Source organism: Stenotrophomonas sp. YJH_SMC_43, from assembly GCF_059372535.1.
In genome coordinates, this window is sequence record NZ_JCAFVQ010000001.1 from 1,064,189 (window position 1) to 1,090,094 (window position 25,906).

Here is a 25,906-nt window from a genome sequence, read left to right on the forward strand (position 1 = left end):
ATCAAAGGCATTTGAACATTCACATACCAATTGGTTGACATTTTCATGTCGCCGTGCCGAAGCTGCGTCCCACGCCTGGCATGCAGGCGATCCTTTGGGAGGAGGAAACCATGCGGCGATCCGCCGGAGCAGTGCACAGCATCTCGTTGTCCCCCACACCCCTGATCGTGGCGTTGCTCGCCGTGCTGGCGGGCCTGCCCGCGGCCCAGGCGCAATCCAGCAGGGACGCGGCAGGACAGGATCCCACCACGCTGGACCAGGTGCAGGTCACCGGCATCCGCGAATCGATGCAGAGTTCGATCAACAAGAAGCGCGACGACACCGTCATTGCAGATGTGCTCTCGGCCGATGACATCGGCGACCTGCCGGCGCCCTCGCTGGCCGATGCGATCGAGACCCTGACCGGCGCCGCTTCGACCCGCGACAAGACCGGCGCCTCGGAAATCTCCATCCGCGGCCTCGGCGCCTTCCTCAGCAGTACCAATTTCAATGGCCGCGAAATCACCAACGGCAGCGGCGACCGCTCGGTGAACTTCAACATGTTCCCCGCCGAGCTGATCAATACGGTGGCCATCTACAAGACCCAGCGCGCCGACATCATCGAAGGCGGCGTGGCCGGTACCATCGGCCTGGAAACGGTACGGCCATTGGAATACGGCAAGCGCTCGGCGCAGATCGATCTGCGTGGCAGCTGGGCCGAGTATGACAAGAAGTACCGCGACGACGACGGCATCGGCTACCGTGGCACCGCCAGCTACATCGACCAGTTCGAGTTCGGCAATGGTCAGAAGCTGGGCATTTCGCTGGGTTTCCAGCGCCTGGACGGTACCGATCCGGAAGAGAGCATCACCAGCGGTTCCACCTGGTATGCCTGCGATGGCACGCAGAACGTGGGCAATGCCAACTGCAATGAAGTGTCCGCGCAGGCCATCGCCAACGGCGCACCTTACTACCTGGTGCCCAGCAGCCGCATCTACCGGCTCAAGCAGGAGCGCAACGACCGCCAGAGCGAGTTCGCTGCACTGCAGTGGCGGCCCAATGACGTGGTTGAAGTGAATCTCGACTTCGAACACACCGAGCGCAACTGGTACGAGAACCGCAGCGATCTGAGCCTGTCCAACGCACGTCGCGGCATCACCCAGCGCGACGTGGACGCAGAGGGCATCGTGCGCCACCTGCATGGCAGCACCTCGATCGACTCCACCTCCAACCGCTACTGGCGTGGCGAGGAATACACCGGGGGTGGCCTGAACCTGATCCTGCGACCGACCCCGGCCTGGGAGCTGTCCACCGATCTTTCGTACTCGCATACCAATCGCCTCGATAGCGAGCGCATGACCCGCCTGCGCGCGAACCAGCGCGACGTCAACAATGCCGCCGTGCCCGGCATCAGCAGTGGTGCCACCGGCTACGTGGACTATGACTGGGACTGGCACGGCGAAGTGCCCAGTGTCGCGCTGGCGCCGAACTTCGACCCCACCAACTGGGACGCCTACACCGGGGCGGCGCGGGTGACCTCAAGCGCAACGGAGAATGACCACAAGATCAAGGCCGGCCGCTTCGATGCCAGTTTCATGCCCGAGTCCGGTTTCTTCACCCGCATCAAGGGCGGCGTGCGCGCCAGCCAGGCCGACTACCGCCTGCGCGACAACACCCTGGTAACCGACTACGACCAGCGCGTGGCGGCCGACAAGGCGAAGATCATCGCTGCCAACCAGGCCTGCCGTGCACCATTCCCCCAGGATGACTTCATGGATGCCGCCAGCGGCAACACGATCTCCTCGTGGGCGTACTTCGATCCGAACTGCCTGTACCAGTCGTTCCGTGGCAGCCTCGACAGCGGGCTGGATCCGGGTTTCCAGGATCCGAACAATGTCGATATCACCGAGAAGACACGCGCGCTCTATCTGCTGGGTGAGTTCAGCAGCAGCCTGTTCGGTTTGCCGGTGACCGGCAACCTCGGCCTGCGCTGGGTCAAGACCGATGTTCGCTCCGAAGGCGTGCGTACCGGCCTGCGTATCGAGGACAACGGTGACGGGACGATCCGCCTGCAACCCACCGGCGAGTACAGCACGCAGGTGTTCAAGGCGGGCAACGACAAGCTGCTGCCCAGCCTCAACGCGGCCTTCGAACTGCGCCCGGACGTGTTGCTGCGGGTCGGTGCGTACCGCGCGATGTCACGGCCGGACATCGCCGCGCTGGGTGCGGGGCGCACCATCAACGTGAGCAGTGATGCCACCTACGGCAACCTGGCCGATGCGCTGGATGACATCAGCGCCAGTGGCAACCCGGCGGCACAGCCGCTGATGTCCTGGAACGGCGACCTGTCACTGGAGTGGTACCCGAACCCGGACACGATGCTGGCCGGCGCGGTGTACTGGAAGCAGTTCAACGGCGGCACCGCCACCGCGCTGGTGCCGGAGACCTACACCATCGACGGCCAGAGCGTGACTGTGCCGGTGCGGCAGCAGGTAACCACCGACGAGGACAGCACGCTGACCGGCTTCGAGCTGACCGCCACCCATCGACTGTCGTACCTGCCCAAGCCGTTCGACGGGCTGGGCTTCAAGGTCAGCTACAACTACGCCGATGCCGACTACCGGACCCAGGACTCACGACTGGGCGAGCAGCTGGCCAGTGATGGCACGATCATTCCGGCGATCGTGCCGCCGGCGGGTCTCAGCGGCTTCTCGCGGCACGTCCTGTCCGGCTCGATCTACTGGGACGTCGGGCGCTTCAACATCCAGGCCATCGGCAAGTTCCGCTCGCACTACTACCAGGACTTCACCGGCAACACCGCGCAGCAGAACCGCTACTATGATGACAACACCAGCGTGGACCTGCGCCTGCGCTACCGGGTGAACAAGCAGTTGTCGCTGTCGCTGGAGCTGATGAACCTGACCAACGAGCCGCGCGTGGCCTACCAGCCGCTTTATGGGAACTTCCGCGAAGTGGTGACCTACGGGCGGCGTGCGTATTTCGGTGTACGATACAAGTTCTGAACAGGGCGGCGCGGCCAGTGGTCGCGCCGTCGCTCCAACCGGACCCTTGCCGGCCGCGGTGGCAGGGCAGGGACCCGGAGGGAATCGCCAAGGGTCAGCCGCATGTCCGCCAACCGCCTTTACCAGACCATCGCTGCCAAGCTCCGCAAGCTGATAGAGGACGGCGAATTTCCGCCGGGCTCGCGGCTGCCGGGCGAGCGTGAACTGGCCGAACGGTTCGGTGTCAGCCGGGTCACCATCCGCGAAGCCGAGATCGCACTGGAAGCACAGGGCTGGATCGCCATCCGCATCGGTTCGGGCGTGCATGTGAAGCCGCGCCCGACGCAGGCGTCCGGCGGGCTGCCGGATGTCAGCGCCTTCGACCTCACCGCTGCCCGCGCGGTATTCGAAGCCGAGGCTGCCGCGCTGGCTGCCAGCAATCTGGATGATGCCGGCATTGCCGAATTGCAGTCGTTGGCCGAAGCGCTGTGCCGTCGCGACCTGAGCGACGCCGAAGCCGGCGAGTACGACCGCCGTTTCCACCTGGCCATCGCACGGCTTTCCGGCAATCCGGTGGTGGAATTTTTCGTGCAGCAGATCTGGCGCATGCGCAGCGAACTGCCGCGGGTGACCGAGGTCTATGCCCGGGTCTGCCACGATGATGGCGCCAGCCGTGCCGACGAGCACATGGCCATCTTCGAAGCCCTGCGTGCGCGTGATCCGGTGGCCGCACGCAATGCGATGCGCCATCACTTCCAGCGCCTGTTCGAAGCCATGCTGCAGGCGACCGAAAGCCAGGCGCTGGAGGAGATTCGCCGCCGCACGCAGCAGGACCGCGAACGGTTCATGGCGACGACGCGTATCTGAAAGGCGTTCTGCGGGCGACGACCTGATGTGGCTGGCTACCGCCGTCGGGCGTGATGCCCACGGCCTTTCTACACCGCTGGAACCGTGATCCGCTGCAGATCCAGCTTGGCCCTGAGCGCATAGTGCTTGCGGGTGACCGGCACGGTGCAGGTCAGGCGTGGATCCAGGTAGTCCTTGAACATCGGCGGTCGCGAAGCGCCCAGATAGAACGGCCGATCCTGCTTCACCGCGGCGGGCAGCAACACGTCGGACAGATCGCTGTCGGACGCATCGGTCACCAGGCAGGGGGCATGGCGGAAGCCGAGCCTGCGCAGCAGGTACAGCCGGTGCGAGCCGTTGGTCAGGATGATCCGGCGGCCAATGCGTGTGGCGCTGATCAGGTTGTCACTGAAACCGAGATAGACGACAAGGGCGTGGCTGGCTGCGCCGAACGGCTCGTAACCGGCGATGGTGCGAGGGTCGATCGTCGCCACGTCGAGGAAGCGCAGGTCGTTGGACGCAGATGCGAACGTGTAGATGCCATCGGACTGGGTAAAGCGCACATCCGGATGTGCGTGGCGTCCACGTCGCGCCACCAGCTCCATGATCTCGCTTGCATCGGGTGACGCGGCCGTGGCCGCTGCAAGCTGATCGATGTGGCGCAGGTTGATGCACTCCTGGAAAACCACCAGCCGGTCGATCTCCACCATCTGCCAACTGCGGGGCACCACGCTCGTCATGCGGTGCATCGAGGGTTGGCGAAGCGCCTGCTCGGCCAGTGGCCGCATCTCTTCGGGCAGGTCGAGGACGTCCATGGCATCGGCGTCGTCTGCTTCGTCGTGATGAAGGTGACGCACGAGGGCGCGGGCATCCCGCCACTGCTCCACCAGCATCGCTTCATCAAAGCTTCCTGGTGGGCAACGCTCCCGGACGAAGCGGATGAACTTCGGCAGCGGAAACAGGCCCTTCAGCAGAAGGGTGGAATCAAGGCCATCGTCATTGATCTCGGTGGGCATCCATCTCGCTCTCTTGGGAGTCGCTGCAGCGGCGTCCGATCACGGTCGGCCGTCACACCAAAATAATATGTTATATCGTAACATTTGCGTGCCTTGGCGGCAATCGTCTTGAAACACGTGGGGCGAGGCTGGCCTGGCCGCTGTGCATCCACTGCATCGCGTGGGTGCATCCACTGACTAGAGGAGATGTTCATGAACGAACTGATTGAGCTGGGCGTAGTGGCTGGAGAGCAGAATCACGAAGATCCGAGTGAACTGATCGAGCTGGGCTCGGTGGTTTCCGAAACGAAGGCGCACAACCACGGCACGTTGTGGGATGGCGTCTTCCCGACCACCTCGCCCTGATCCATCGCACCCTGCATGACCTGCGGTGCATGCCCCCCGCATGCACCGCTCTGATGCCTGCAGCAGCATGAGATCACGCTCGCGATGGACCAGCCTGAAACCACCTACTTCCTTTCGAAGCACGCACATGTCTGTGTGACCGGTGACGCAATGGTCATTCTTGATCAGGCCTCCGGCAGCTATCTCTCCATCGATCGGCGCGGAGCGGCGGCGCTTGGCGGGCTGGTGCAGGACTGGCCCCTGGCTTCCGATGGAGCGCCGAGGCCGAGGATGCTGCAGTCGCTGCTTGATCGGCGCCTGATCACCCAGGATCCGCTGCGTGGCAAATCCGCAGCAAGTGCCGAAATCGCGTTGCCCCGGCACTGGGTGCGCGAGGGCGAGTCCCGAGGATGTCCGCCGATCACGGCCTGCGATGTGCGCCGCTTCCTGGCCTCGGTCACGCGCGCGGCCTGCAGCAGGACGTTCCTGCCTTTCAGCTACACGGTGTCGGCAGCCCGCAGGCGCGGTCAGGCCTCCGTGCCGGGCGAGGTGGATCTGCAGCAGCTGGCCCTCCTGGTCCGGGTGTTCGATTGGTTGCGACCGATCGCCTTCAGGAAGACCGATGAGTGCTTCCTCTACTGCCTGGCCATGCGTGAGTTCCTGTCGCGGTACGGCATCGTTCCCGCGTGGGTGTTCGCGGTGCGCACCCAGCCGTTCGCAGCGCATTGCTGGTTGCAGCACGGCGACCAGGTCCTGACCGACATCCCCTTCAATCTGCGCCGGATGACGCCCATCCTGGTGCTGTAGCCGGCTTGAGGCATGTACCGATACATCGCTCTGTTCTGGAACGAACATTCCGAATCCGCTCGTGCGCAGGCTTTGCAGGCCATGGAACGGATCGAAGCGGGCCGCCCCGGAATCGCCTGCGTGATGAAGGGCTGCGGCGGCGCCATCTATGCCCAGACCGACAACCCGGGCTACTTCGAGTACAGCCGGTCCGGTCCGCTGGTGGTACTCGGCAAGCTGTTCCACAAGGTGTTCGCCGCCGATACCGTTCCCGCACAGGCATTTCCCGATGCTGCATCGGCAGACAGCGCCTGCAGTACGCAGGGCAGGAGCCTGGTGGAGCAGTACTGGGGGCGCTACGTTGCCGTGGGCTACCAGCCGGATACCACCCGCTGGTTCGTGCTGCGCGATCCGACAGCGGAGATTCCGTGCTACATGACCACGGTCGATCAGTTGACGGTGGTCTTTTCGAACATGGAAGACTGCCTGCTGCTGGGAGTGGGTGACTTCAACGTCGACTGGTCGTTCCTGTCCTATTCGCTGCTGTTCCCGTTCCGTGACGGCCTGCAGACAGGCTTCGAGGAGGTCACCGCGCTCGAAGCGGGCGAGGCAGTGACGATCCGTGATGGCCGGCCGATCGGCCGGCACTACCAGTGGGATGTGGTGCGGCAGGCCAGTGAAGCGCCCATCGAAGATCTGGAGGAAGCCGTGCAACTGGCACGTGCAACGCTGCTGGGCTGTATCGGTGCGCTGGCGAGCCAGCATCGATGCATCCAGCTTCAGTTGTCCGGCGGGCTGGACTCCTCCATCGTCCTCGCCGGCCTGCTGCATGCGCCCTCCGCACCGGAGGTGAAGTGCGTCCATCACTACGATGCCGGCATTGGTGCCGATGAGCGCATGTTCGCGCGCATGGCCGTTGCCGGTGCCCGTGAATCCTCCGGAAGACGCTGCGAGTTCGTCGAGTACCTGCGGCAGCCGCACTGCTCGCTGGAAGAGATCATGGATTTCCCGCGAACCGCGCGTCCTGCGCATTGCTCGGGTTACCTGCTGCATCGGCGCGACGTGGATGTCGACGTGGACACGGTGCAGTTCACCGGTGTCGGCGGCGATGCGGTCTTCCTCCGCTTCAAGGGCAATGCCGCTGCCATCGACTATGCGTGGCGGCGTGGGATCGACCGTGACTTTTTCCGTGTCGCGTTCGAAACCGCGCAGTCGGGCGATTCGCTGTACGGGGTATTCAAGGATGCCTTCGTCCACGGCGTGCTCAAGAAGCCGGGCAACATCAATGGCCGCTGGGGCAACCCGTGCGAATGGGTGAAGGTGGATGCGTCCGAACAGGATGGCGTGCCGCCGGCCTGGCTGCGGCATGCACGCGCACAGGGGCACAGGCTCTCTCCGCACAAGCTGGCGCACATCGGCCGGATGATCTTCCCGACCAGCGTGCTCGATCCCTTCGAGGGCGCCGGACGCTGGCACGGCGTATCACCCATCAGCGCACAGCCTGTGGTGGAACTGTTCGCCCGCCTGCCGCTGCACCTGCTGATGGCCGGCGCGGAAGACCGGACGATCGCGCGTCGTGCACTGCAGGGCCTGCTGCCGCAGGCGCTGCTGTCGCGCAAGGTGAAGTCCTACCTCGACGATCACTCGGTGGCGGTCACCCAGCGGCATCAGCAGTTCATCAGGGGCCTGCTGGTGGATGGTCTGCTGGCGCGGCGGGGCTACATCGACAGCGCATCGGCCGACGCGGGCATCCGCAGGGTCAGCCCGGATCACTCATCCCAGGTGCTGGGCATCTTCGGTCCACAGGTCAACATCGAAGCCTGGCTCAGGCGCTGGATGGGCCGGCCAGGCGCGCCTGCGGCCGGCGTGGCCTAGGCGCTCCGGCTCATTTCCTCAAGGTAGAGGCTCTCCAGGTCATTGGCGGTGATCGTGCTGGCATCCAGTGTCCTGCACAGCCTGCCGGCTTGCATCAGCCCGATGGTCGTCGCCACTTCGCGGGCACGGAACAGATCGTGGGTGGCCATCAGGATCGCCGTGCCGCGGTCGCGCTGGCGCACGATCAGCTCGTGGAATTCGGCCGAAGCGGTCGGGTCCAGGCCGGACGTCGGCTCATCAAGGAGCAGCGCCCTGGCTTCCTTGATGATGGCCAGCGCGATGCCCACCTTCTGGCGCATGCCCTTGGAGTAAAGCCCGACGCGTCGCCCGAATGCCTCGGGCGCCAGCCCGGCAGACCTGAGCGCGTCCTTCAGCCGTGCGGGCGAACGCTGCTCCACCGCAGCCAGGCGCGCGAAGTAATCCAGGTTTTCATAGCCGGTCAGTTCGTCATACAGCGCCACGTTCTCCGGGATGTACAACAGGCGCCGGCGTACCTCCTGTGGCCGCTGCCAGGCACTGAGCCCATCAACCTCGGCGGATCCGGAGGTGGGTTCGAGGAAGCCCAGGAACAGCTTGATCGTGGTCGACTTGCCGGCCCCGTTGGCACCCAGCAGGCAGAAGATCTCGCCGGGAGCTACCGTGAAGCTCACATCATCCAGCGCCCGATGCGTGCCGTGTTCCTTGACCAGATGCGTTGCAGTCAGCATGAGTGGTGTACCTCAGGGGGTGGCCAGCCGACGCCGCATCGACCAGGCTGCGATCAGCAGAAGCAGGGTGGCGACCGCCAACGCGGCCAGGTCGATCATTACACCGCGTTGCAGGGCGCCCGCCGTGTCCTGGAATTCGAAACGGGGCAGGGCGTCGTACTCGGCCAGCGTCTGTGGCACGTCACGGTCCAGATAGGCCTTGTGCAGCTGCCGACGTGCGTGCCAGTACATGAGGACCTGCTGCTGGAACGCCAGCGCCCGGTCGGCGTCGGATCCGGCAAGGCGGTCCAGTGCATCCTGCACCGCGACCGACGGCAGTAGCAGGCGCGCCCGGTCGAGTGCCCGGCGTCGCACGTCCTCAGCCTCCGTATGCGCGGCGATCAAGGGCGCGATGGCCTGATCGGCCTGGACAAGATCGGCATAGGCCACGCGCACGGCGTCCGCAATGCGCGGTGCTGGCGAACGGGTGGCGGGGGAGGCTGCCGCGTGGCGCTGCTGCTGCTGGCGGGCAGTGCCGGCCAGCTGCGCCTTCAGTGCGGTCGCCAGTTGCATCTGCGAGGGCGGTGGAACCATCAGGTTCACCGCTGCCAGGACCAGTGATGGGGCCATGACAACGATCAGCAGCCACAGTGCGCCAGCGGCGATCGCGGCCTCGGTGGTGCGCCGGGCGAAGCAGCCGATAAGCACCGCCAGTGCCAGCCAGAAGCTGCCGTAGGCGAGCACGATCAGGGCAAGCACGGCCAGGCCGGAAGGGCGTATTGCGCCCGAGCCAGCGGCAACGGCAATGATGATCGCCAGCGCAGGCAGCAGCACGATGGCACCTCGGGCCAGGGCCTTCACCGCGATCAGCCGTCCTGCCGCGATGGGCTGTGACAACACCAACGCTGTGATGCCGCGCTCGCATTCGCGCGACCAGAGATCGAAGGTGGTCGCCAGGATGACCAAGGGCAGCAGAAACACAATGACGAAGGCCAGGTCGAATCGGCCAGCGGCCTGCACGGCAGGATTGCCGATGTCGGACCACACATGCCTGAGCAGCTGGGTACGGTCACCCAGCGCAACCACATCGGCGGTGTAGGGGTAGGCGTCCGCCTGTCCAATCGACAATGCCGCCATCGGGCCGGGAGGGAGCACCGGCTGGACGCGGGGCAGTACCGACGGCGCCTTGCCAACGAACCCCCGGCTGCGGTCCATGGCATCCTGTTCTTCCGCGTTGATCAGGCTGATGGCTGCCTCGCGCTGCCCGACCCACGCACTGCCATTCCATGCTGCATAGGCCGCCAGCACCACCAGCAGGCCAAGCAGCACCGGCAACGCCCGGTCACGAAGCAGGCGACGGATCTCATGCCCTGCGATCGACAGGCTGCTCATGGGGCACTCCCGAGATGCCGCGCCGACGTGAACACCAGCCCCAGGGCCAGCAGCACCCAGGCCAGCAGGATGGCGAAATTCACCGACTGTGCCGCGGCGATGTGGCCCAGCGGCGGTTGTTGCGGGCTGTACGCCACGGAGCGGGTAAGGGTCGCGATATCGGCCAGATGCTTGCTGCCGTTCGCGGCCTTGTGCTGTTTCACTTCCAGGTTGAGTGCCTGGATCAGCCGGTAGCGATAGTCTTCGACTCCGCGCAGGAACGCCAGTTGTGCAGGGAAGTCGGTGCGCGCCAGTGCCCGTGACGCGGCCTGCAGCGCGAGGGTGGGCGACAGCGCCGCGAAGGCGCGCTGCGTGATCGCCTGCCGCTGGTAGGTAGCGTAGATGCGTTCGAAGTGGCGGTTGTAGGTCTCGGTGGAATTGGCTTCGGCGAACTCCAGCGCCACGCCGCGGAAGTTGACCGGAAGATCGTCCACGTCCTTCACCTGATAGCGTGCCAGCATCTCTGCTTTCAGTGCATCCAGCCGCTTGTCCGCCGGGTCGTGGCCATCTGCGCCGTGCTCTGCGTCCTCGCTGACCGCCGCCCGGAACGCGGGGGCAGTAGGCGTGGGATACAGTGATTCGGCCAGTGCGGGGGCCACCCGCGGCGCGAGCAGGGTGGCTACCACCCAGAAGCCGAGCAGCACCACCAACGACGTGCGTGCTGCGCTGAAGCGCGCCGAGACGCCGATGGTCATGGCGCAGAACACCAGGAGATAGAGCGCATACGCCGCGAACATCGCAATCAGCGCCATGATGTCGGCCGTGCCGAGGGTGCGTCCGGCCATGCCGGGAACACTGACCACCAGCAGGGCGAGCACCAGCAGCAGCGATGCCGTTGCCAGCGCGATCAGCCGGCCGCCGATCAGGACGTGGGCCGATGCACCACTGCCGAGCTCCTGGCGGAGGGTTTCGCGGGCGACATCTCCGGAGAGGCTGGCGAATCCGGCAAGGATGATCAGCAGAGGCGCCACGACCTGCAGCGCCCATGCGGCGGAGAAGCCATCGAACCGGCTGAGCGCGGTGCCGGCGTCGATGGGTCGGTGCCGGGCCGGGTTCTGCGCATGGCCTTCGATGAACACCGAGGTGCCGACGAAATCCGTGATGCCCGGGTCGAGCGCCGCCAGCGGCCGCACCGGCGCGGGAATGGCGCGGCCGACGTGCGCGGCAGCATGCGGGTCGATCGTGCCCTGGCTGTCCCACAGCCCGGCCTCCTGCTCCGCTACGATCTGGCGCTCCTGGGCCTGCTGGGCCAGCCGTGCTGCGCCCGTGGTAACCGACGCTCCCGCAAGCAGCAGCAGGGTCAGCGCGAGCCACAACAGGCGCCGCTCGCGCCACATCAGCTTCAGCTGGGTCGCGGCAACGACCAGGGTCTGGCGCACGGCGGATGCGGGTCTGGAGAAGGTGGGGGAGGCATCGCTCATGGCGGGCGCCCTACCAGCGATGGGTCAATGTCATGGACAGGAATCGGCCGAGCGCCGTTGCATTGGTCGGGTCGAAACCGGTGTTGATGCTGTTGACGATGAAGGGCGGATTCCGGTCGAACAGGTTCTGCACGTTGAAGGCCAGCGAAGTGCCCTGTCCGGCACCGGCAGCACCGCTGAAGTCATACCTGAGATTGAGGTCGACCGTCGTCCACGAGCTGACATGGGGGTCGGCGCGGTTGGCGGGATCGCGATAGCTGTCCACGTAGTTCACGAACAGCCCGCCGGCAACCTGCCGGTGGCTCATGGCGAGGCCGCCGCGCACCTTCAGGTCGACCGGGAAGTACACCGCATTCACCGCGTCCACCTCGGGCGAGGTGGCGGTCACGCGGCGCTTGGAATCGATGATGTACTGGCCGGCAAGGTTCAACGCGATGCGGGTCTGGCCAGCGTCGAAATCGTAGGAGGCATTGAAATCGACGCCGCGCTGCGAAGTGAACGCGTTGTTGCGAAAGCGGTTGTCCAGGATGACTTCGCTGCTGGTTTCATCGGTTCCTGGTGCCAGGGCATAAGGGCCCACCCGCGATACGAACAGGCCCAGGCCGGAGGCACCCAGCTGGCGCGCCTGCTGGATCTGCTGCGGCGTCGGGTTGACGGTCAGCAGGTCCGCATAGGGCGCGGTGGACTGCAGGAACAGCGACGGGAAACTGCCGCCGAAACCGCTGCCGATCCGGTCGGCATACTCGATGTGATAGTAGTTCGCGTCGATCTTGAGGCCCGGCAGCGACGGGGGCGCGAACGAGACGCCGCCGGTCCAGGTCTTGGCACGTTCGGGCCCCAGATCCGGGTTTCCGTTGGAGAGCATCATCAGCACCGTGCTTCCGTTGGCCGCGCTCGGGTTGGGTACTTTGGCCACCACCACGGTGTTGTTCAGCTGCATGTCCTGGTAGACCGGCGCCCGGTAGGAGCGGCCGTAGCTGGTGCGGAATGAAAGTCCTTCCGTTGCTTCCCACAGCAGGCCGAGCTTGGGATTGAGGGTGGAACCAAAATCGCTGTAGTCGTCGTAGCGTGCGGCCGCAGTCAGCGACAGCCGACGAACGCCAGGCATGTCTGCCAGCAGCGGAATGTTGAGCTCAGCGAAAGCGGAACGGATCGTGCGCTGCAGATCCAGCGGCTTCTCAAGCCCGCGGTGGTCGAGCAGTTCATAGCCATCGCGGCGGTAGCCCGCACCGAATGCCGCGCGTACGCCGCCGGCCGGAAGATTGAACAGCTCGCCGTCGGCGATCACTTCCAGATAGCGCGATTCGGAGTTCGTATCCGTCGGCGGCGCGGTGCTGACCGAGCTGCCGGTGATGGTGGTTCTCTCGTAGGAGACGTCGCTCCTGCCGAATCCGGAATTCAGGCGGGCCTGCCACTGGCGCGGAAGCTCGAGAGTAAGCCCGGCGAACACATCGAACTGCCGCGTGTGCGGGAACAGGCGGGTCTCGTCGGCGGTGCCGGAAATGGTGGTGTCCATCTCGCGCTTGGCAAAGGAGCCGGTCAGGTTGAGCGTCAGCACATCACTGAGCGCCTGCACGCCGTCCAGATACAGGCTGTGCCGCTTCGAACCGGGATAGATGTCGTAGGGCTTGACCGTAACGTTCCGGGAAAAGTCCTTGTCGACGGCGGCGAGGTTGCCCTGCTTCAGGAACTCGTAGCTGGCCATCAGGTGGCCACCCTCCCACGACCAGCCGGCCGACTGCGAGGCCTGGTACTCGTCCATGTTGCCGCGGGTGACGCTGCCATAGCGCAGCGAGGTCTCATAGCCGGTGAAATCGCGGCGCAGGACGATGTTGACCACACCGCCGACGGCGTCGGTGCCGTAGATGGCAGAGGCGCCATCGGTGAGGATCTCCACGCGCTCGATGGCGCTCAGCGGAATCAGCGAGATGTCGACGTATTGGTAGCGGTTCGAGGAGGTCACGCGGTGGCCGTTGATCAGCGTCAGCGTGGTGCCCGTGCCGAGGCCACGCAGGTTGATGGCGGTGCCCTGGCCGAAGTTGTTGCCGGTATCGCGGTCGACGCCGAGGTTGCCGACGTTGGCGCCGTTGGCACCACCGCCGAAGTTCTGCGGCAGCTTCTCGAAGAGCTGCTGCAACGAGGCTACCCCGGTTCGATCAATGGCCTCCCGGTCGATCACGATGACCGGAGAGGCGCCGCCGCCAATGGCATCGCGGATATTGCTGCCAATGACCATCACCTTGTCCAGCGTGGCGGTATCGGATCGCCGGTCGCCCTGGGCAGTACTGCCCAGAGCGCTGGCATCCTGCGCCATTGCCGGCGCGTTGAGCTGCAGAGCAGCGGCCAGACTGACGACCACCAATGCCGCCGGCCTGGCAGTGGATGCGTTGTTCATGCCCCGGTCCATCGATCTCATCGGATGTTGGTCTGCGGCACGAGCCATCGCGCCTTCAATGGAGATGTTATATCATATCATTCAACGTGCGCGGCGATCTTGCTGTGCCGAGGGGCGAGGGCAGGCGCACCGCCACACACGAGTCACTGCACAGATGCCGGACCGACGCTGATGAGAATGTTCGCGCTGCCGCCGCCGGTCACCGAGATCCTCGCCGCGTACTGGAAGGCGGACCGCAGGCTGCTGCTGTTGATCGCCGCCATCGTCATGCTTTCCGGCCTGGCCACGGTGGCAGCGCCGTACCTGTTCTCGCGCCTGATCGACCGCATCAGCGCGGAAGGCATCCGTGAACTGGCGGGATGGTTCCTGCTCTACGCGGTGATGCTCGGCGCCGCCAGCATCCTGCAGAACACCGTGCAGTACCTGTCGTTCCTCAGTGGCGAGAACCTCGGTTTCATCACCAGCACCCGCTACTTCGCGCGCCTGCTGAAGAAGACCCACAGCTTCTTCCTGGATTACAACGCAGCCGAACTGCAGGTGGCCGGGGAGAAAGGCCGCAACGCGCTGAAGATCGTGGTGCAGCTCGGCCTGGTGGTGTTCATTCCCAGCGCACTGCAGATCCTGCTGACCCTGCTGACACTGGGCGCACTGATCAACCTGCAGATGGTGGCGATCGTGCTGGGCTATGGCTCTGTGGCCGTCACGCTCTCGGCCATCGCCACCCGGCGAGCACGGATCCATCGTGAGGCGGCGGTCGAGGCGGGCCAGCAGAATGCGCGCTTTGTCGGCAATGCGATGAACGCGATGGAGACGTTGCGCCAGTTCGGCGGCAGCGCGTGGATGATCCAGCGCTTCGAACAGAAGGCCCAGGAGGTGCGCGACAGTTGGCGTGCCTACGTGCTGCAGCGGATCGGCTTCATCGTGCTGCTCGGCATCGGCCTGGCGGTCGAGTTCATCGTCACCTTCGCACTGCTACTCCCACGCTACCAGAGTGGTGACCTGAGCGTCGGCGATATCGTGCTGTTCAACCTGCTGTTGCTGCAGCTCAACATGCCCTTTGAAATGATCGCGCGCTCGATTGATGACGTTGCCCGTTCGTGGACGCTGCTGACGCCGCTGTCGGCCCTGTGGGCGGCGCCCGAAGAACGGCAGGCGGCGAACGCCGGCCGATTCCGCGGAAAGTGCGGCCGGATCGAGTTCCAGCATGTCAGCCATCGCTACGGCAATGGCCGCGGCGTCCGGGATGCGTCCTTCCACGCCGGGCGCGGCGGCATCAACTTCCTGATGGGGGAGACCGGGGCAGGGAAGTCGACGCTGTTCAAGCTGGCACTGAAGTCGATCGAGCCCCAGCACGGTCGCATCCTGGTGGATGGCACCGACCTGGCCCACATCGACCGTGCCGCGTGGCACGCCGCCGTCGCCGTCGTTCCCCAGGATGTCATCCTGCTCAACGAGAGCCTGGCCGACAACATCCTGCTGGGGCGCCCGCGCGACGACACCCGGTTGCGTCACGTGACCCACAAGGCGTCGATCCTGGCCTTGATCGACGCGCTACCCGAAGGGTTTGAAACCAGCGTGGGCGAGCGTGGCCTGAAACTTTCCGGTGGCGAAAGGCAGCGTATCGCCATTGCCCGTGCACTTTATGGAGAGCCCACCATCCTGTTCCTGGATGAAGCCAGCTCGGCGCTGGACGAGGCGACCGAGCGCGAGATCATGGGCCATATCCGCGCGCTTGCCGGTGATGTCACGATCGTGGCCATCACCCATCGCCGCAGCGTGGTGACCGCAGCCGACCAGGTGATCGTGCTGGCCACGGGCTGACGGGACCTGGCGGACACCTGCACCTGCCGCTGGGGCGCGATGCTTCTGGGGTACGCTGTGCGCGACCGTTCCCGGTGCCTCCCGCGCTGTCGATGCCTGGCCCGTGACCCCGCACCGACTCATTCCAGGAATCCCGCATGTCCGACAACCCTCCACCGCTGAACATCCTGGCGTTTGCCGGCAGCCTGCGTGGCAACAGTTACAACCGGCGCCTGGTCAGGGCTGCAGCAGGCGCCGCGCCTGCGGGCCTGCTGCTGACCGTGCATGACACCATTGCCGATATTCCGCTGTTCGACGAAGACCTGGAAGCCGCCGACCCGGCCGGTCCTGCCGGGGTCAAGCGCCTGCGCGCGGCCATTGCAGCCGCTGACGGCGTGCTGATCGCCACGCCGGAGTACAGCCAGTCCCTGCCCGGCGTACTCAAGAACACGCTCGATTGGCTGTCCCGCGACGATGCCGAATACCGCACGGTCCTTTCGGCCAAGCCGGTGGCGATCATCGGCGCCACGCCGGGTCACTGGGGCACCAAACTGGCACAGTCGCAGCTGCGCCATACACTGACCGCCATGGGGGCATTGACCATGGCCTCGCCACAGCTCTACGTGGCCGAAGCTGCGGCAGCCTACGACAACGATGCGGACGATTTCGACGCGGCGACGCGCAAGCGCCTGCAGCGCTTCCTGGAGGGATTCCAGGCCTGGGTCCAGTTGCTGCAGGGCAGGGTATCGCGCGGTTGAGCCGTGCCGGCAGAGGGCGTCAGCGCCCGCCGGTGCCAGCGCCCGGATCATGCAGCCCGCGCAGTTTTTTTTTGTTGATCTTGCCCACGCTGGTCCGCTCGATCGCATCCACGAAGCTGACACACTCCGGAATCGCATAGCGTGAGATGTCTCCGGAACGGCTGCGCGCTGCGACAAGTTCGATGATCTCCGCCTCTGACACATCACGGCCGGGCTGCCTGACCACCAGTGGCAGCGGCCGTTCGCCCCATTTCGCATCGGCGATACCGATCACCGCGACTTCGCTGACTGCCGGGTGCAGCGCGATGATGTCTTCCAGCGCGAGCGAGGAGATCCATTCGCCACCGGTCTTGATCACGTCCTTGATGCGATCGGTGACGCGCAGGTAGCCACCTTCGTCGATGTTGCCGATGTCGCCGGTGTGCAGGTAGCCGCCCACCCACAATGCTGCCGAAGCGTCGGGATCGTGCAGGTAACCCTGGGTCAGCCAGGGTGCTCGTGCCACCACTTCGCCGGTGGCGACGCCATCGTGGACGACATCGCCCATGTCCGGGTCGACAATCCGCAGGTCCACCAGCGGCACCGGAATGCCGGCCTTGGTGCGCAATGAAAGCACCTCGTCGGCATCGGTCACGCTGTCCACGTCGATCTGGGCGATGGTGAGCAGAGGGCAGGTCTCGGACATGCCATAGCCGCCGAAGATGTCGATGCCCCGTGCCAGTGCACGCTGCGCCAGGGCACGGGGCAGGGCGGCACCGCCGATGATCACCTTCCAGCCCTCCAGGTCGGTCTGCGTCGCGTCCGGGTGCTCCAGCAGCATGTGCAGGATGGTTGGCACGCAGTGCGAGAAGGTGACCTTTTCGCGGGCGATCAACGCCAGCAGCTTCGCAGGCAGGTAGCGCCCCGGATAGACCTGCTTGATGCCCATCGCGGTAGCCACGTAGGGCAGGCCCCACGCGTGCACATGGAACATCGGGGTCATGGGCATGTAGACGTCGTCACGGTGCAGGCGGCCCTGGCGGGAGGCACCGCCGAGCGCGGCCATCGCCGCCAGCGAATGCAGCACCAGCTGCCGGTGGCTGAAATAGACCCCTTTGGGTAACCCGGTGGTTCCGGTGGTGTAGAACACCGTGGCACGGGCATTCTCGTCGAAGTCCGGGAAGCGGACGACCGGCGTAGCAGCGCGCAGGCCCGCTTCATACTCGGTGGCGAAGCCTGGCGGCAGCGGGCCATCGGCATCGTCCAGCAGAATGCGGGTGCGCAGGTCCGGCAGCTGCTCGTCGATGGCGTCCAGCAGCGGCAGGAACTCGCGGTTGGCCAGGATCGTCCGCGCGCCGCTGTGGTTCAGCGTGTACGCGATCTGCTCGGGGGCCAGGCGCACGTTCACCATCATCAGCACCGCACCGATCATCGGCACCGCGAAGTAGGCCTCCAGGTAGCGGTTGCTGTCCCAGTCCATCACCGCCACCGTGTCGCCGTGGCCGACTCCCAGCGAGGTCAGCAGGCCTGCCAGCTGGCCGATGCGCGCGTGCAGGGTGCGGTAATCGAACCGTACCTGGTCGCCGTAGACGATTTCCTGTCCAGGGCTCACTGCCAGCGGCATCAGCAGCAGCTGCTTGATCAGCAGTGGATAGGCATGGGCATCGGGAGTGGGGGCGGATGACATGGCATTTCCTCGTGGGCGGCGTTGCGGTCGCCGGCCTTCTCCGCCCCACACTAGCAAGCCCTTCCCGCTGTACCAGCGTACCTAGGTACCTGTTCCCGCGCGCACCCGATTTGATAATCTCGCCAGGACATGCCCACCCTGCTCATCGCCGATGATCACCCCTTGTTCCGTGCGGCACTGCATCGCGCGGCGGAAGAGGCGGTCGACGATCTGCAGATCAGCGAGGCTGATTCGCTGGACGGCGTGCTGGAGGTGATCGAGAACCAGTCGATCGACCTGATGCTGCTGGACCTGCACATGCCCGGCAACCATGGGCTGGCCGGGCTGGCCACGATCCGTGCCCTGCAGCCGGGCCTGGCGATCATCATCGTCTCCGCCAACGAGGAGCCGCAGGTCATCCGGCGTGCCATCGACCTCGGTGCCGCAGGCTACCTGCCCAAGAGCTCGGGCTTGAACGAACTGCAGTCCGCGCTGCAGTCCGTGCTGGAGGGTGAGCGCTGGATTCCAGCGTTGCTGCGCGAGCCGGTGGCGCGGGTGGCACCGTTCAGCAGGGATGCCGACCTGGCCGCACGCCTGGCCAGCCTGTCGGCACATCAGTACAAGGTGCTGGGGCTGGTGGCCGAGGGCCTGCTCAACAAGCAGATCGCCGACCGGTTGGGCGTACAGCTGCGCACGGTCAAGGCGCACATGACACGCATCATGGAGCGGCTGGGCGTGCGCAACCGCGCGCAGGCCATCCGCGTGCTGCACGAAATGGGGTTGGCCGATCCGTCCCGGCAGATCGAAGAGCTTCCCGAGCCCTGATGGGTCAGGGCGTGGCAGTGGCCGCCAGCAGGTGGTTGATCGCCCAGCGCAGCGCCAACGGCTTGAATGGCTTGTTGAGCAGGGACAGCCCAACGCCGCGCACCGCCTCGCGCGTATGGCTGCCGGTATCCGCGCTGAGGATCACCGTCGGCCGCGACCCATGCATGCCCACCATCCGCTTCCACAGCGTAACACCGGTATCGCCGTCATCCAGGTGATAGTCGAACAGCCACAGCGCCGCCTCGTTCGCTGAGGGCCCGATGTCATCGGCGCTGCCTGCCGCGATCACATCGCAACCCCAGGAATGCAGCAGCTGCCGCATCGCCTCCAGTGCGTCCGGGTCGTTGTCCACCACCAGTACACGAATTCCCTTCAGGGCGCTGCTGCCGCCCGTCGGTGGTGGACTGCGCGGGGTCACAGGGGGTGCTGCGCGTTGCACGCTGATCGAGAAGGCCGAGCCATGCCCGGGTACGCTGCGCAGGTGCAAGGGTGCATGCAGCAGGTCGGCGATGCGGTGCGCGATGGTCAAGCCCAGGCCCAGTCCTTGCCCGTTGCTGCGATCGATCCGGTGGAACTCCTCGAACACCACCGCCTGCTGCTCCGGAGCAATGCCGGGGCCGGTGTCATGCACGCCGATCATCAGTGCCTGCCCCTGGCGGCGCGCACCCAGCAAGACACCGCCATGGCGGGTGTAACGAATGGCGTTGGCCAGGAAGTTCTGCAGCACCCGGCGCAGCAGCAGCGGGTCGCTATGGACCCAGGCCTGGCTCCGCACGTGGCGGAACTGCAGGCCACGCGCCGCCGCCAGCACCGCGAACTCCTGCGCAAGCGGATCCAGCACGGTCGACAGCGCGAAGGGGCGCGGATCGGCCACCAGCCCACCGGCTTCCAGTCGCGAGATATCCAGCAGGCCGGACAGCAGGTCATCAGTGGAATCCAATGCGCCGCGGATCTGCCGCAGGAAACTGTCGAGGAACTCGGACTCGATGTGCTGCGACATCGCCTCGGTCAGCAACTGGGCCGCATGCAGGGGCTGGATGAGGTCATGGCCGACCGCCGTCAGGAAGCGCGTTTTTGCCGCGTTCGCGCGCTCGGCCTCCTGTACCGCCTGCTGCAGCCGCGCGGTGCGGTCCTGTACCCGGCGTTCCAGATTTTCATTGCTGCGCTTGAGCGCATCCTCCGCGCGGCGGAACGCCGTGACATCGGTGAAGGTGGCTACATAGCCGCCGCCCGGCATCGGGTTGCCGCGGATCTCGACGATGGTGTCATCGGGGAAGATCCGTTCGGACAGGTGCGGCGTGCCACGGCGCATATGCGCGACGCGGCGCTGCAATGCCTTGGTGGGCGTGTCGCCGGGGCCATCGCCGATCTTCAGCTGCCCCAGTGCCCATGCCGTGAGGTTGACCACCGGCTGCCCGACCTGCAGCAGCTCAGGCGGGAACTTGAACAGCGCGGCGTAGCGGCTGTTCCAGGCTACCAGCTGCAATTGCGCATCGACCACGCTGATGCCCTGGCTCATGTTCTCCAGCGCGGCTTCCAGCAGGCGCTGGTTGAAGCGCAGCACCTGGGTGGCCTCGCCGACGGCGCGGGTCACCGCATCCAGCGGCGCGGCGCCGCCTTCGCGTGCGGCTTCGACCAGAAGTCGTGCCATGCCTGCGCCGACCACGGCCGTCAGCTCACGCTCGACGGCGGTGACCCGGTCGTCATCCAGCATCTGCCCGGCGTGGCCCTCCAGCAGCTGGCGCGCACGCTCCTGGCCAAGGAAGCGTCCGGCGGTCCTGCGCAGGGACACCGCAGCCACCGCATCCCGCCTGCGCGGCAAGGACGGACGCACGGCCCGTGACACCAGGGCCACGGTCAGCAGGTTGACCGCCAGGCTGGCTCCCATGCTGATGGCGATATGGCCTGGCTGCACGCGCAGCGAGACCACCGCCAACCAGTGCAGCCCGTCGGCGCTGACCGACGGCGTCGCGGCCGGGATCACCATCGGCAGCAGTACCAGCCACAGCCAGGCCAACGAGCCCAGCACGATGCCGGCCATGATGGCCGCGGAGGGCGTACGTGGGCGATACACCGCCAGCAGCACAGCCGGTGCCAGCTGCGAGAGAGCGGTGAAGGACATCAGGCCGAAATCGCTGAGTGCCTCGGTGTCGCTCATCGCGCGGCTGTACAGCCACGACATCAGGAACACGGCGAGGATGCCGGCACGGCGGAACGCCAGCACGCGCGGGCGCAGATCGGCGTTGGCCACGCCGCCCCCGATGCCGCCGAGCAGGCGCGAACCGAACCCATGGTTGCCAAGCATGATCGACAGCGTCAGCCCGGACAGGATCATCATGCCGGTGGCCGCGCTCAGGCTGCCCAGATAGGCCAGCAGCGCCAGCAGATGATGGCCACCGGCCTGCGGCAGCGCCAGCACGTACAGGTCCGGTGATACCGAGGCCGGCAGCTGCGCGGCGCCGGCCAATGCCATCGGCACCGACGGCAGGCCGATCAGCAGCAGGTAGACCGGGAACATCCAGCGTGCCGTCTTCAGGTCCGAGGTCTGGCGAAGCTCGACCACGCCGACGTGGAACTGGTGCGGCAGGGTGAACGCGGAGATCGCCCCCAGCGCGACCATGGTGAGATAGTCCGGCACGATGGCCGGGGGTGGCAGCTGCGCCATCTTCTCCAGCAGCGGTGTGCCGGCCGTGTGCACGGACAGCGCCGCATACAGGCCAATGGCCAGCAGCGCCACCAGTTTCAACACCGATTCCAGGCCCAGCGCGACCACGATGCCGCGGTTGGGCTCGGTGGCCGAGGCCTTGCGTGCACCGAACAGCAGGGTGAACGCGGCCATCGTCAGCGCGAACCAGAACGACATGTCCAGCTGCGCACCGGCAGGCGCGAACCGATCACCCAGCAGGGCACCCAGCCCCTGGCTGACGGCTTTCAGCTGCAGTGCGATGTAGGGAATGATGCCGAACAGCGCCACCAGGGTGATGGTGAAGCCAAGACCACGATCGCCACGCAGTCGTGCAACGACCAGATCGGCGATGGTGGCACTGTTGTGCTGTTTGGCCAGCCGCCCCAGGCGGAGCAGGAACGGCAGGCCCAGGGCGAAGATCAGCGCCATGCCGGCCAGGGTCGGGGGAATCGGGAAGCCCCATTGCAGCCCCTGCGAGGCGGCGCCGTAGTAGGTCCACGCGGTGCAGTGCACGGCCAGCGACAGTGCATAGATGAGCGGCCATGCCTTCGAAAGCCGGTGCCCCCGGCGCTCGCCCCACAGCGCCACGCCAAACAGCAGTGCGGTCCATGCAATGCAGGCGAAGAGGACGATGGAGGGCGTCAACATCGCTCCAGTGTAGGGAGAGAAGCGGGCAGGGTGGTGCTAGGAGGCGATCACAATCAGTGACAGCTGCTCAGCGACCAGTGCCAGCTCGCCATCGGCCACCCGCTCAACGGCCTTGCGCTGGGTCAGCAGCCACTGGCCGGGATGGCGCGCATCCAGTGACACCAGCTGCGAGCGTACCCGCACCTCGGACCCGCTCGGCACCGGCGCCAGGAAGCGGACCTTGTTCAAGCCGTAGTTGAGCACATGGGCGATGCCGGGGAAGCCGGCGAGGGCGGCCACATCGTCCTCCACCATCAGCGAGAGCAGCAGGAAGCCGTGTGCGATGGTCTGCCCACCCGGCATCTGCGCCTGCGCCCGCGCCGGATCGACATGGATCCAGTTGTGGTCGCCGGTGGCGTCGGCAAAGGCATCGATACGCGTCTGGTCCACGCGGGTCACGCCACTCAGCCGCTCACTGGCGGCCCACTGCTGCAACGCCAGCAGGGCGGGAGGCAGGTCGCTGTCCGCACTCACGCCACACGCTCCAGCAAGGTCAGGATCGCGTCACGCGCCTCTGGCTCGGACAGCATCGGCGCGTGCCCCACATCGGGCACCTCCACCAGGCGGGCACTTTCCGAGGTGGCCGCCATCTGTCGCGCGACATCGGCTGGCAGGATGTCGGACAGCGCACCGCGCACCACCAGCACCGGCACCCGTGCGGTCAGCCCGCGAACCGCACGCCATAGCAGCGGACGCAACAGCCACAGCAGCCATGGCCGGGTGGTGCGGATCACCGCCGGGTCGTAGTCCAGTTCCAGCAGGCCATCGTTTCGTGGGCGGAAGGTGCGCACCGCCATCTGCCGCCAGTCGTCGGTGCTGAAGCGAGGGAACGCGGCCTTGCCGATGGATTCCACGTAAGCCGTGGCCTGCACCAGGTCCATCGGCGGGACCGGCTTGCCGGCGTACTTGCCGATCCGTGCCAGCGCCTCGCGTGGCACCTTGGGGCCGGCATCGTTGAGCACCGCGCCCGCGATCCGCTCGGGCGCGCGCGAGGCGAGGGTGATGGTCACCAGTACGCCCAGCGAGGTGCCGACGAACACCGCCTTGTCGATGTTCTGCGAGCGCAGCAGCGCGACCATGTCATCCGCATAGGCACGTGGGTTGTAGCTGGACGGGTCATATGCGCGTTCCGACCCTGCGCGACCGCGCAGGTCGACCGCGATCACGCGCCAGCCCTCGGCGGTGAGTACATCGGCCAGCGCGTCGAAATCGGCGCCATTGCGGGTCAGTCCTGGAATGCAGACCACCGTGCCACGCGCTGCCTGCCCCGCATCGGGTGCATGGTCGCGCGCGTGCAGGCGCAATCCATCATTGCTGTTCCAGTACAGGTCGTCGTAAGACTGCGTCATGCAGAAGCTTCCTGAAGATCGTAACGGATGCGCTAGAAATCGTACCGGACGCTGAGGCTATATTGGCGCGGCGGGCCATAGAAGCCAATCAGCGTGCCGACCGCCGGGATGTTGTAACCGGTGGTGCGGTATTCCTTGTCGGCCAGGTTGGTGCCCTGCAGCGAGAAGGTCCACGCATCATCCAGGCGCCAGATGACGCCGGCATTGACCAGCCCGTAACCCTGCTGTCGGATCACCGGGCTCAGGTCAGTGGTCGGCCAGACCTCGCTCTGATAGCTGTAGCTCACCCGTGCCGACAGGTTGCTGCCGTTGGCCAGGTCGGTGCGGTATTCCACGTTGACCGCACCGGAGAATTCCGGGGCATTGGTGAACTTCATCTGCCTGGCCACGTTGATGCCGCGGTCCATGTACTCGTCGTACTTGGTATCCAGCCACGCCAGGTTGCCGGAAATCAGCCAGTGCTGGCTGGGCAGGTACTGATACTCGACTTCCAGGCCTTTGACGGTACCGGCGCCGGCATTGGTGAAATCGCCGAAGAAGGAATCATCGATGCCGTCGCCATTGGTATCCAGGCCGGTGAACACCGACAGCTGGATGTCCTTGTACTTGTTGTAGAACGCCGACAGGTTCAGGAACAGGCGCTGGTCGAGGAAGGCCATCTTGCTGCCGACTTCGTAACTGTCCACGGTCTCGTCATCGAACGGCTCCGCCGAGCGCGGAACCGCCACCGCGTTGGCGCGGATGTTGTAGCCACCGGACTTGAAGCCACGCGTCGCCAGGCCATAGACCATGATGTCCGGGGTGATCTGGTAGTCCAGCGAGACCTTGGGCGAGACGTTCTTGAAGTTGGTCTTCTTGTCGAAATCGGCGGTCACCGCCACCGGCCGGATGAAGCCCGGGTCCGCGTAGAGGCGATTCAGCACGATCGCGCGTTTGTCCTCGTCGGTATAGCGGGCGCCGACATCGAGCTTCAGTCTGCTGGTCAGGTCGAAGGTCCAGTCCGCGTACAGCGCGATGCTGTCGGTCAGCACCTTGCCCTGGTTGTCGGCGAACTGCGCACTGAAGTAGTTGTTCTGGATCTGCCCGCCAGCTTCGCCGCTGAACTGGTACAGGCCGACCACGCCGCGCACCCGGCCGCCGGCATCGTAGTTCAACTGCACTTCGTTGCTGACCTGGTCGTCGTGGTAGGTGCCCCCCACGTCGGCGAGCTTGACCGGGGCGGTATCGAAGTCGATGTTGGCCTCGCTGTCCGATTCACGCTTGGCGACCACGTATTTCAGAGCGATGTCTTCGTTCGGCCGCCAGTTCACCGTGGCCGAGGCGCCCTTGCTCTCCACGTTGTTGAGGTTGCGCATGCCCGAGCGGATGTCATAGCGGCTGTCCATCGGCGGGTAGGCGCGCAGGAACGGATTGGGCGCCAGCATCTTCGAGCCGCGCATGCCGGACTGATCGTCGATCCAGTCCAGTGCGAACTGCACGTCGAAGTCATCGCCCGCATACGCGCCCAGGTTCAGGCGTGCCGCGTTGATCTGCTTGTCGCTGACCGGCTGGCCGTTGAAGGTGTTCTCGCCAAACCCGTCGTGGTTCATGCTGGCCACCGCCACACGGGCGCGCAGGCCGCTGTCGGCACCGCCGATCGGGCCGCCGATGGCCGCCTTCGCATCCAGCTGGCTGTAGTTGCCCACGGTGATCTGGGCGAAGCCCTCGGTCTGGGTGGGCAGGCCGCGCGAGATGTACTTGATCGCGCCGCCGATGGTGTTCTTGCCATACAGCGTGCCCTGCGGGCCGCGCAGCACCTCGATGCGCGAGACATCGAACACATCCAGCAGCGCACCCTGCGGACGCGCGATATAGACGTCGTCCAAGTAGATGCCCACGCCCGGATCGGCGCCCCAGGTGGGATCGGACTGGCCGATGCCACGGATGTAGGCGGTGACCGTGCTGCTGGCGCCGCGGGCAGCGTAGATGGTCAGGTTGGGCACCTGCGCATCCAGGTCGCTGATGTCCTGGACATTCATCTTGTCCAGCGCCTCGGAGGTAAACGCAGTGACGGCAACCGGCACCTCCTGCAGGGTTTCCTCGCGCTTGCGTGCGGTGACCTTGATGCTGTCCAGGTTGGTGGGTGATGCAGTCCTGCCCACCGTCGGCGTGGCCTGGGGCGCTTCCTGTGCCAGTACCGGCCCAGAGGCCAGCAGCGCGCCGATCATGAGACTCAAACAATTCCGTTTCATTCGGTCCTCCCCCAGGCAGGTGCTTGCAGATGGCCCATTGCCACCCCTGCAGCCAAGGCTAGCGGTGTCATCGGGCAGCGGCGACTGGACCTAGGTCCAGTCGGCAGCGGCCGCCGGATGCGGATACTGGGCGCGCCCCCAGCCGGAAGCGCATCCCGGTACCC

18 protein-coding genes are annotated in these 25,906 nt (G+C 65.8%); 8 read left to right on the plus strand and 10 right to left on the minus strand.

The window, feature by feature from the left end:
- Positions 1–110: 110 nt before the first annotated feature.
- Positions 111–3,002: a TonB-dependent receptor gene (locus tag AC5QAH_RS04975; protein WP_495232138.1), complete on the plus strand. Its 2,892-nt coding sequence runs from the start codon at positions 111–113 to the stop codon at positions 3,000–3,002.
- Between the two features lie 102 nt (positions 3,003–3,104).
- Positions 3,105–3,848, plus strand: a complete 744-nt coding sequence (locus tag AC5QAH_RS04980) for a FadR/GntR family transcriptional regulator (RefSeq protein ID WP_049455191.1) — start codon at positions 3,105–3,107, stop codon at positions 3,846–3,848.
- Positions 3,849–3,916: 68 nt separating this feature from the next.
- On the opposite strand, the gene AC5QAH_RS04985 is transcribed toward AC5QAH_RS04980, so the two are convergent.
- Positions 3,917–4,843: a hypothetical protein gene (locus AC5QAH_RS04985; protein WP_053443073.1), complete on the minus strand. Its 927-nt coding sequence runs from the start codon at positions 4,841–4,843 to the stop codon at positions 3,917–3,919.
- Between the two features lie 192 nt (positions 4,844–5,035).
- Between AC5QAH_RS04985 and AC5QAH_RS04990 the strand changes: the two genes are divergently transcribed.
- From AC5QAH_RS04990 to AC5QAH_RS05000, 3 genes are all read left to right on the plus strand, one after another.
- Positions 5,036–5,188, plus strand: a complete 153-nt coding sequence (locus tag AC5QAH_RS04990) for a hypothetical protein (protein ID WP_162257677.1) — start codon at positions 5,036–5,038, stop codon at positions 5,186–5,188.
- 84 nt (positions 5,189–5,272) lie between these two features.
- Positions 5,273–5,974 (plus strand): lasso peptide biosynthesis B2 protein, encoded by a 702-nt coding sequence (locus AC5QAH_RS04995; protein WP_164191251.1) that lies wholly within the window; start codon positions 5,273–5,275, stop codon positions 5,972–5,974.
- Positions 5,975–6,055: 81 nt separating this feature from the next.
- The gene (locus AC5QAH_RS05000) at positions 6,056–7,828 is read left to right on the plus strand and encodes an asparagine synthase-related protein (RefSeq protein WP_495232139.1); all 1,773 of its coding nucleotides are present in this window, start codon (positions 6,056–6,058) and stop codon (positions 7,826–7,828) included.
- On the opposite strand, the gene AC5QAH_RS05005 is transcribed toward AC5QAH_RS05000, so the two are convergent.
- From AC5QAH_RS05005 to AC5QAH_RS05020, 4 genes are all read right to left on the minus strand, one after another.
- Positions 7,825–8,535 (minus strand): ABC transporter ATP-binding protein, encoded by a 711-nt coding sequence (locus tag AC5QAH_RS05005; RefSeq protein WP_010485620.1) that lies wholly within the window; start codon positions 8,533–8,535, stop codon positions 7,825–7,827. The genes AC5QAH_RS05000 and AC5QAH_RS05005 overlap by 4 nt on opposite strands.
- A gap of 12 nt (positions 8,536–8,547) precedes the next feature.
- Positions 8,548–9,906, minus strand: a complete 1,359-nt coding sequence (locus AC5QAH_RS05010; protein ID WP_495232140.1) for an ABC transporter permease subunit — start codon at positions 9,904–9,906, stop codon at positions 8,548–8,550.
- Complete coding sequence (locus AC5QAH_RS05015; protein ID WP_495232141.1) at positions 9,903–11,282, minus strand: DUF3526 domain-containing protein; 1,380 nt, start codon at positions 11,280–11,282, stop codon at positions 9,903–9,905. The genes AC5QAH_RS05010 and AC5QAH_RS05015 overlap by 4 nt, the downstream gene beginning before the upstream one ends.
- 94 nt (positions 11,283–11,376) lie before the next feature.
- A complete protein-coding gene (locus AC5QAH_RS05020) occupies positions 11,377–13,761 on the minus strand; it encodes a TonB-dependent receptor plug domain-containing protein (protein WP_495232142.1) in 2,385 nt (794 codons plus the stop codon).
- 171 nt (positions 13,762–13,932) lie between these two features.
- Here AC5QAH_RS05020 and AC5QAH_RS05025 point away from each other — a divergent pair, with 171 nt between their 5' ends.
- Positions 13,933–15,582: an ABC transporter ATP-binding protein gene (locus AC5QAH_RS05025; protein ID WP_495232143.1), complete on the plus strand. Its 1,650-nt coding sequence runs from the start codon at positions 13,933–13,935 to the stop codon at positions 15,580–15,582.
- A gap of 137 nt (positions 15,583–15,719) precedes the next feature.
- On the plus strand, positions 15,720–16,319 hold the full coding sequence (locus tag AC5QAH_RS05030; RefSeq protein ID WP_495232144.1) for an NADPH-dependent FMN reductase: 600 nt from the start codon (positions 15,720–15,722) through the stop codon (positions 16,317–16,319).
- A 19-nt stretch (positions 16,320–16,338) separates the two neighbouring features.
- Here AC5QAH_RS05030 and AC5QAH_RS05035 read toward each other — a convergent pair whose 3' ends face one another.
- On the minus strand, positions 16,339–17,985 hold the full coding sequence (locus AC5QAH_RS05035) for a fatty acid--CoA ligase (protein WP_241885136.1): 1,647 nt from the start codon (positions 17,983–17,985) through the stop codon (positions 16,339–16,341).
- 129 nt (positions 17,986–18,114) lie between these two features.
- Between AC5QAH_RS05035 and AC5QAH_RS05040 the strand changes: the two genes are divergently transcribed.
- On the plus strand, positions 18,115–18,789 hold the full coding sequence (locus AC5QAH_RS05040) for a response regulator (protein WP_197653989.1): 675 nt from the start codon (positions 18,115–18,117) through the stop codon (positions 18,787–18,789).
- A 4-nt stretch (positions 18,790–18,793) separates the two neighbouring features.
- Here the strand turns inward: AC5QAH_RS05040 and AC5QAH_RS05045 are convergent, their stop codons facing one another.
- Genes AC5QAH_RS05045 through AC5QAH_RS05060 form a run of 4 tightly spaced genes read right to left on the minus strand, consistent with a single transcriptional unit; the run spans position 18,794 to position 25,718 of the window.
- The gene (locus tag AC5QAH_RS05045; protein ID WP_241885135.1) at positions 18,794–22,123 is read right to left on the minus strand and encodes a PAS-domain containing protein; all 3,330 of its coding nucleotides are present in this window, start codon (positions 22,121–22,123) and stop codon (positions 18,794–18,796) included.
- A gap of 36 nt (positions 22,124–22,159) precedes the next feature.
- Complete coding sequence (locus tag AC5QAH_RS05050; RefSeq protein WP_495232145.1) at positions 22,160–22,636, minus strand: MaoC family dehydratase; 477 nt, start codon at positions 22,634–22,636, stop codon at positions 22,160–22,162.
- Positions 22,633–23,511 (minus strand): alpha/beta fold hydrolase, encoded by an 879-nt coding sequence (locus tag AC5QAH_RS05055; RefSeq protein ID WP_241885133.1) that lies wholly within the window; start codon positions 23,509–23,511, stop codon positions 22,633–22,635. Before AC5QAH_RS05055 ends, AC5QAH_RS05050 begins: the two co-directional genes overlap by 4 nt.
- 32 nt (positions 23,512–23,543) lie before the next feature.
- Positions 23,544–25,718 carry a TonB-dependent receptor gene (locus AC5QAH_RS05060; protein ID WP_495232192.1) on the minus strand — a complete coding sequence of 725 codons (2,175 nt, stop codon included), beginning with the start codon at positions 25,716–25,718 and terminating at the stop codon, positions 23,544–23,546.
- Positions 25,719–25,906 lie beyond the last annotated feature (188 nt).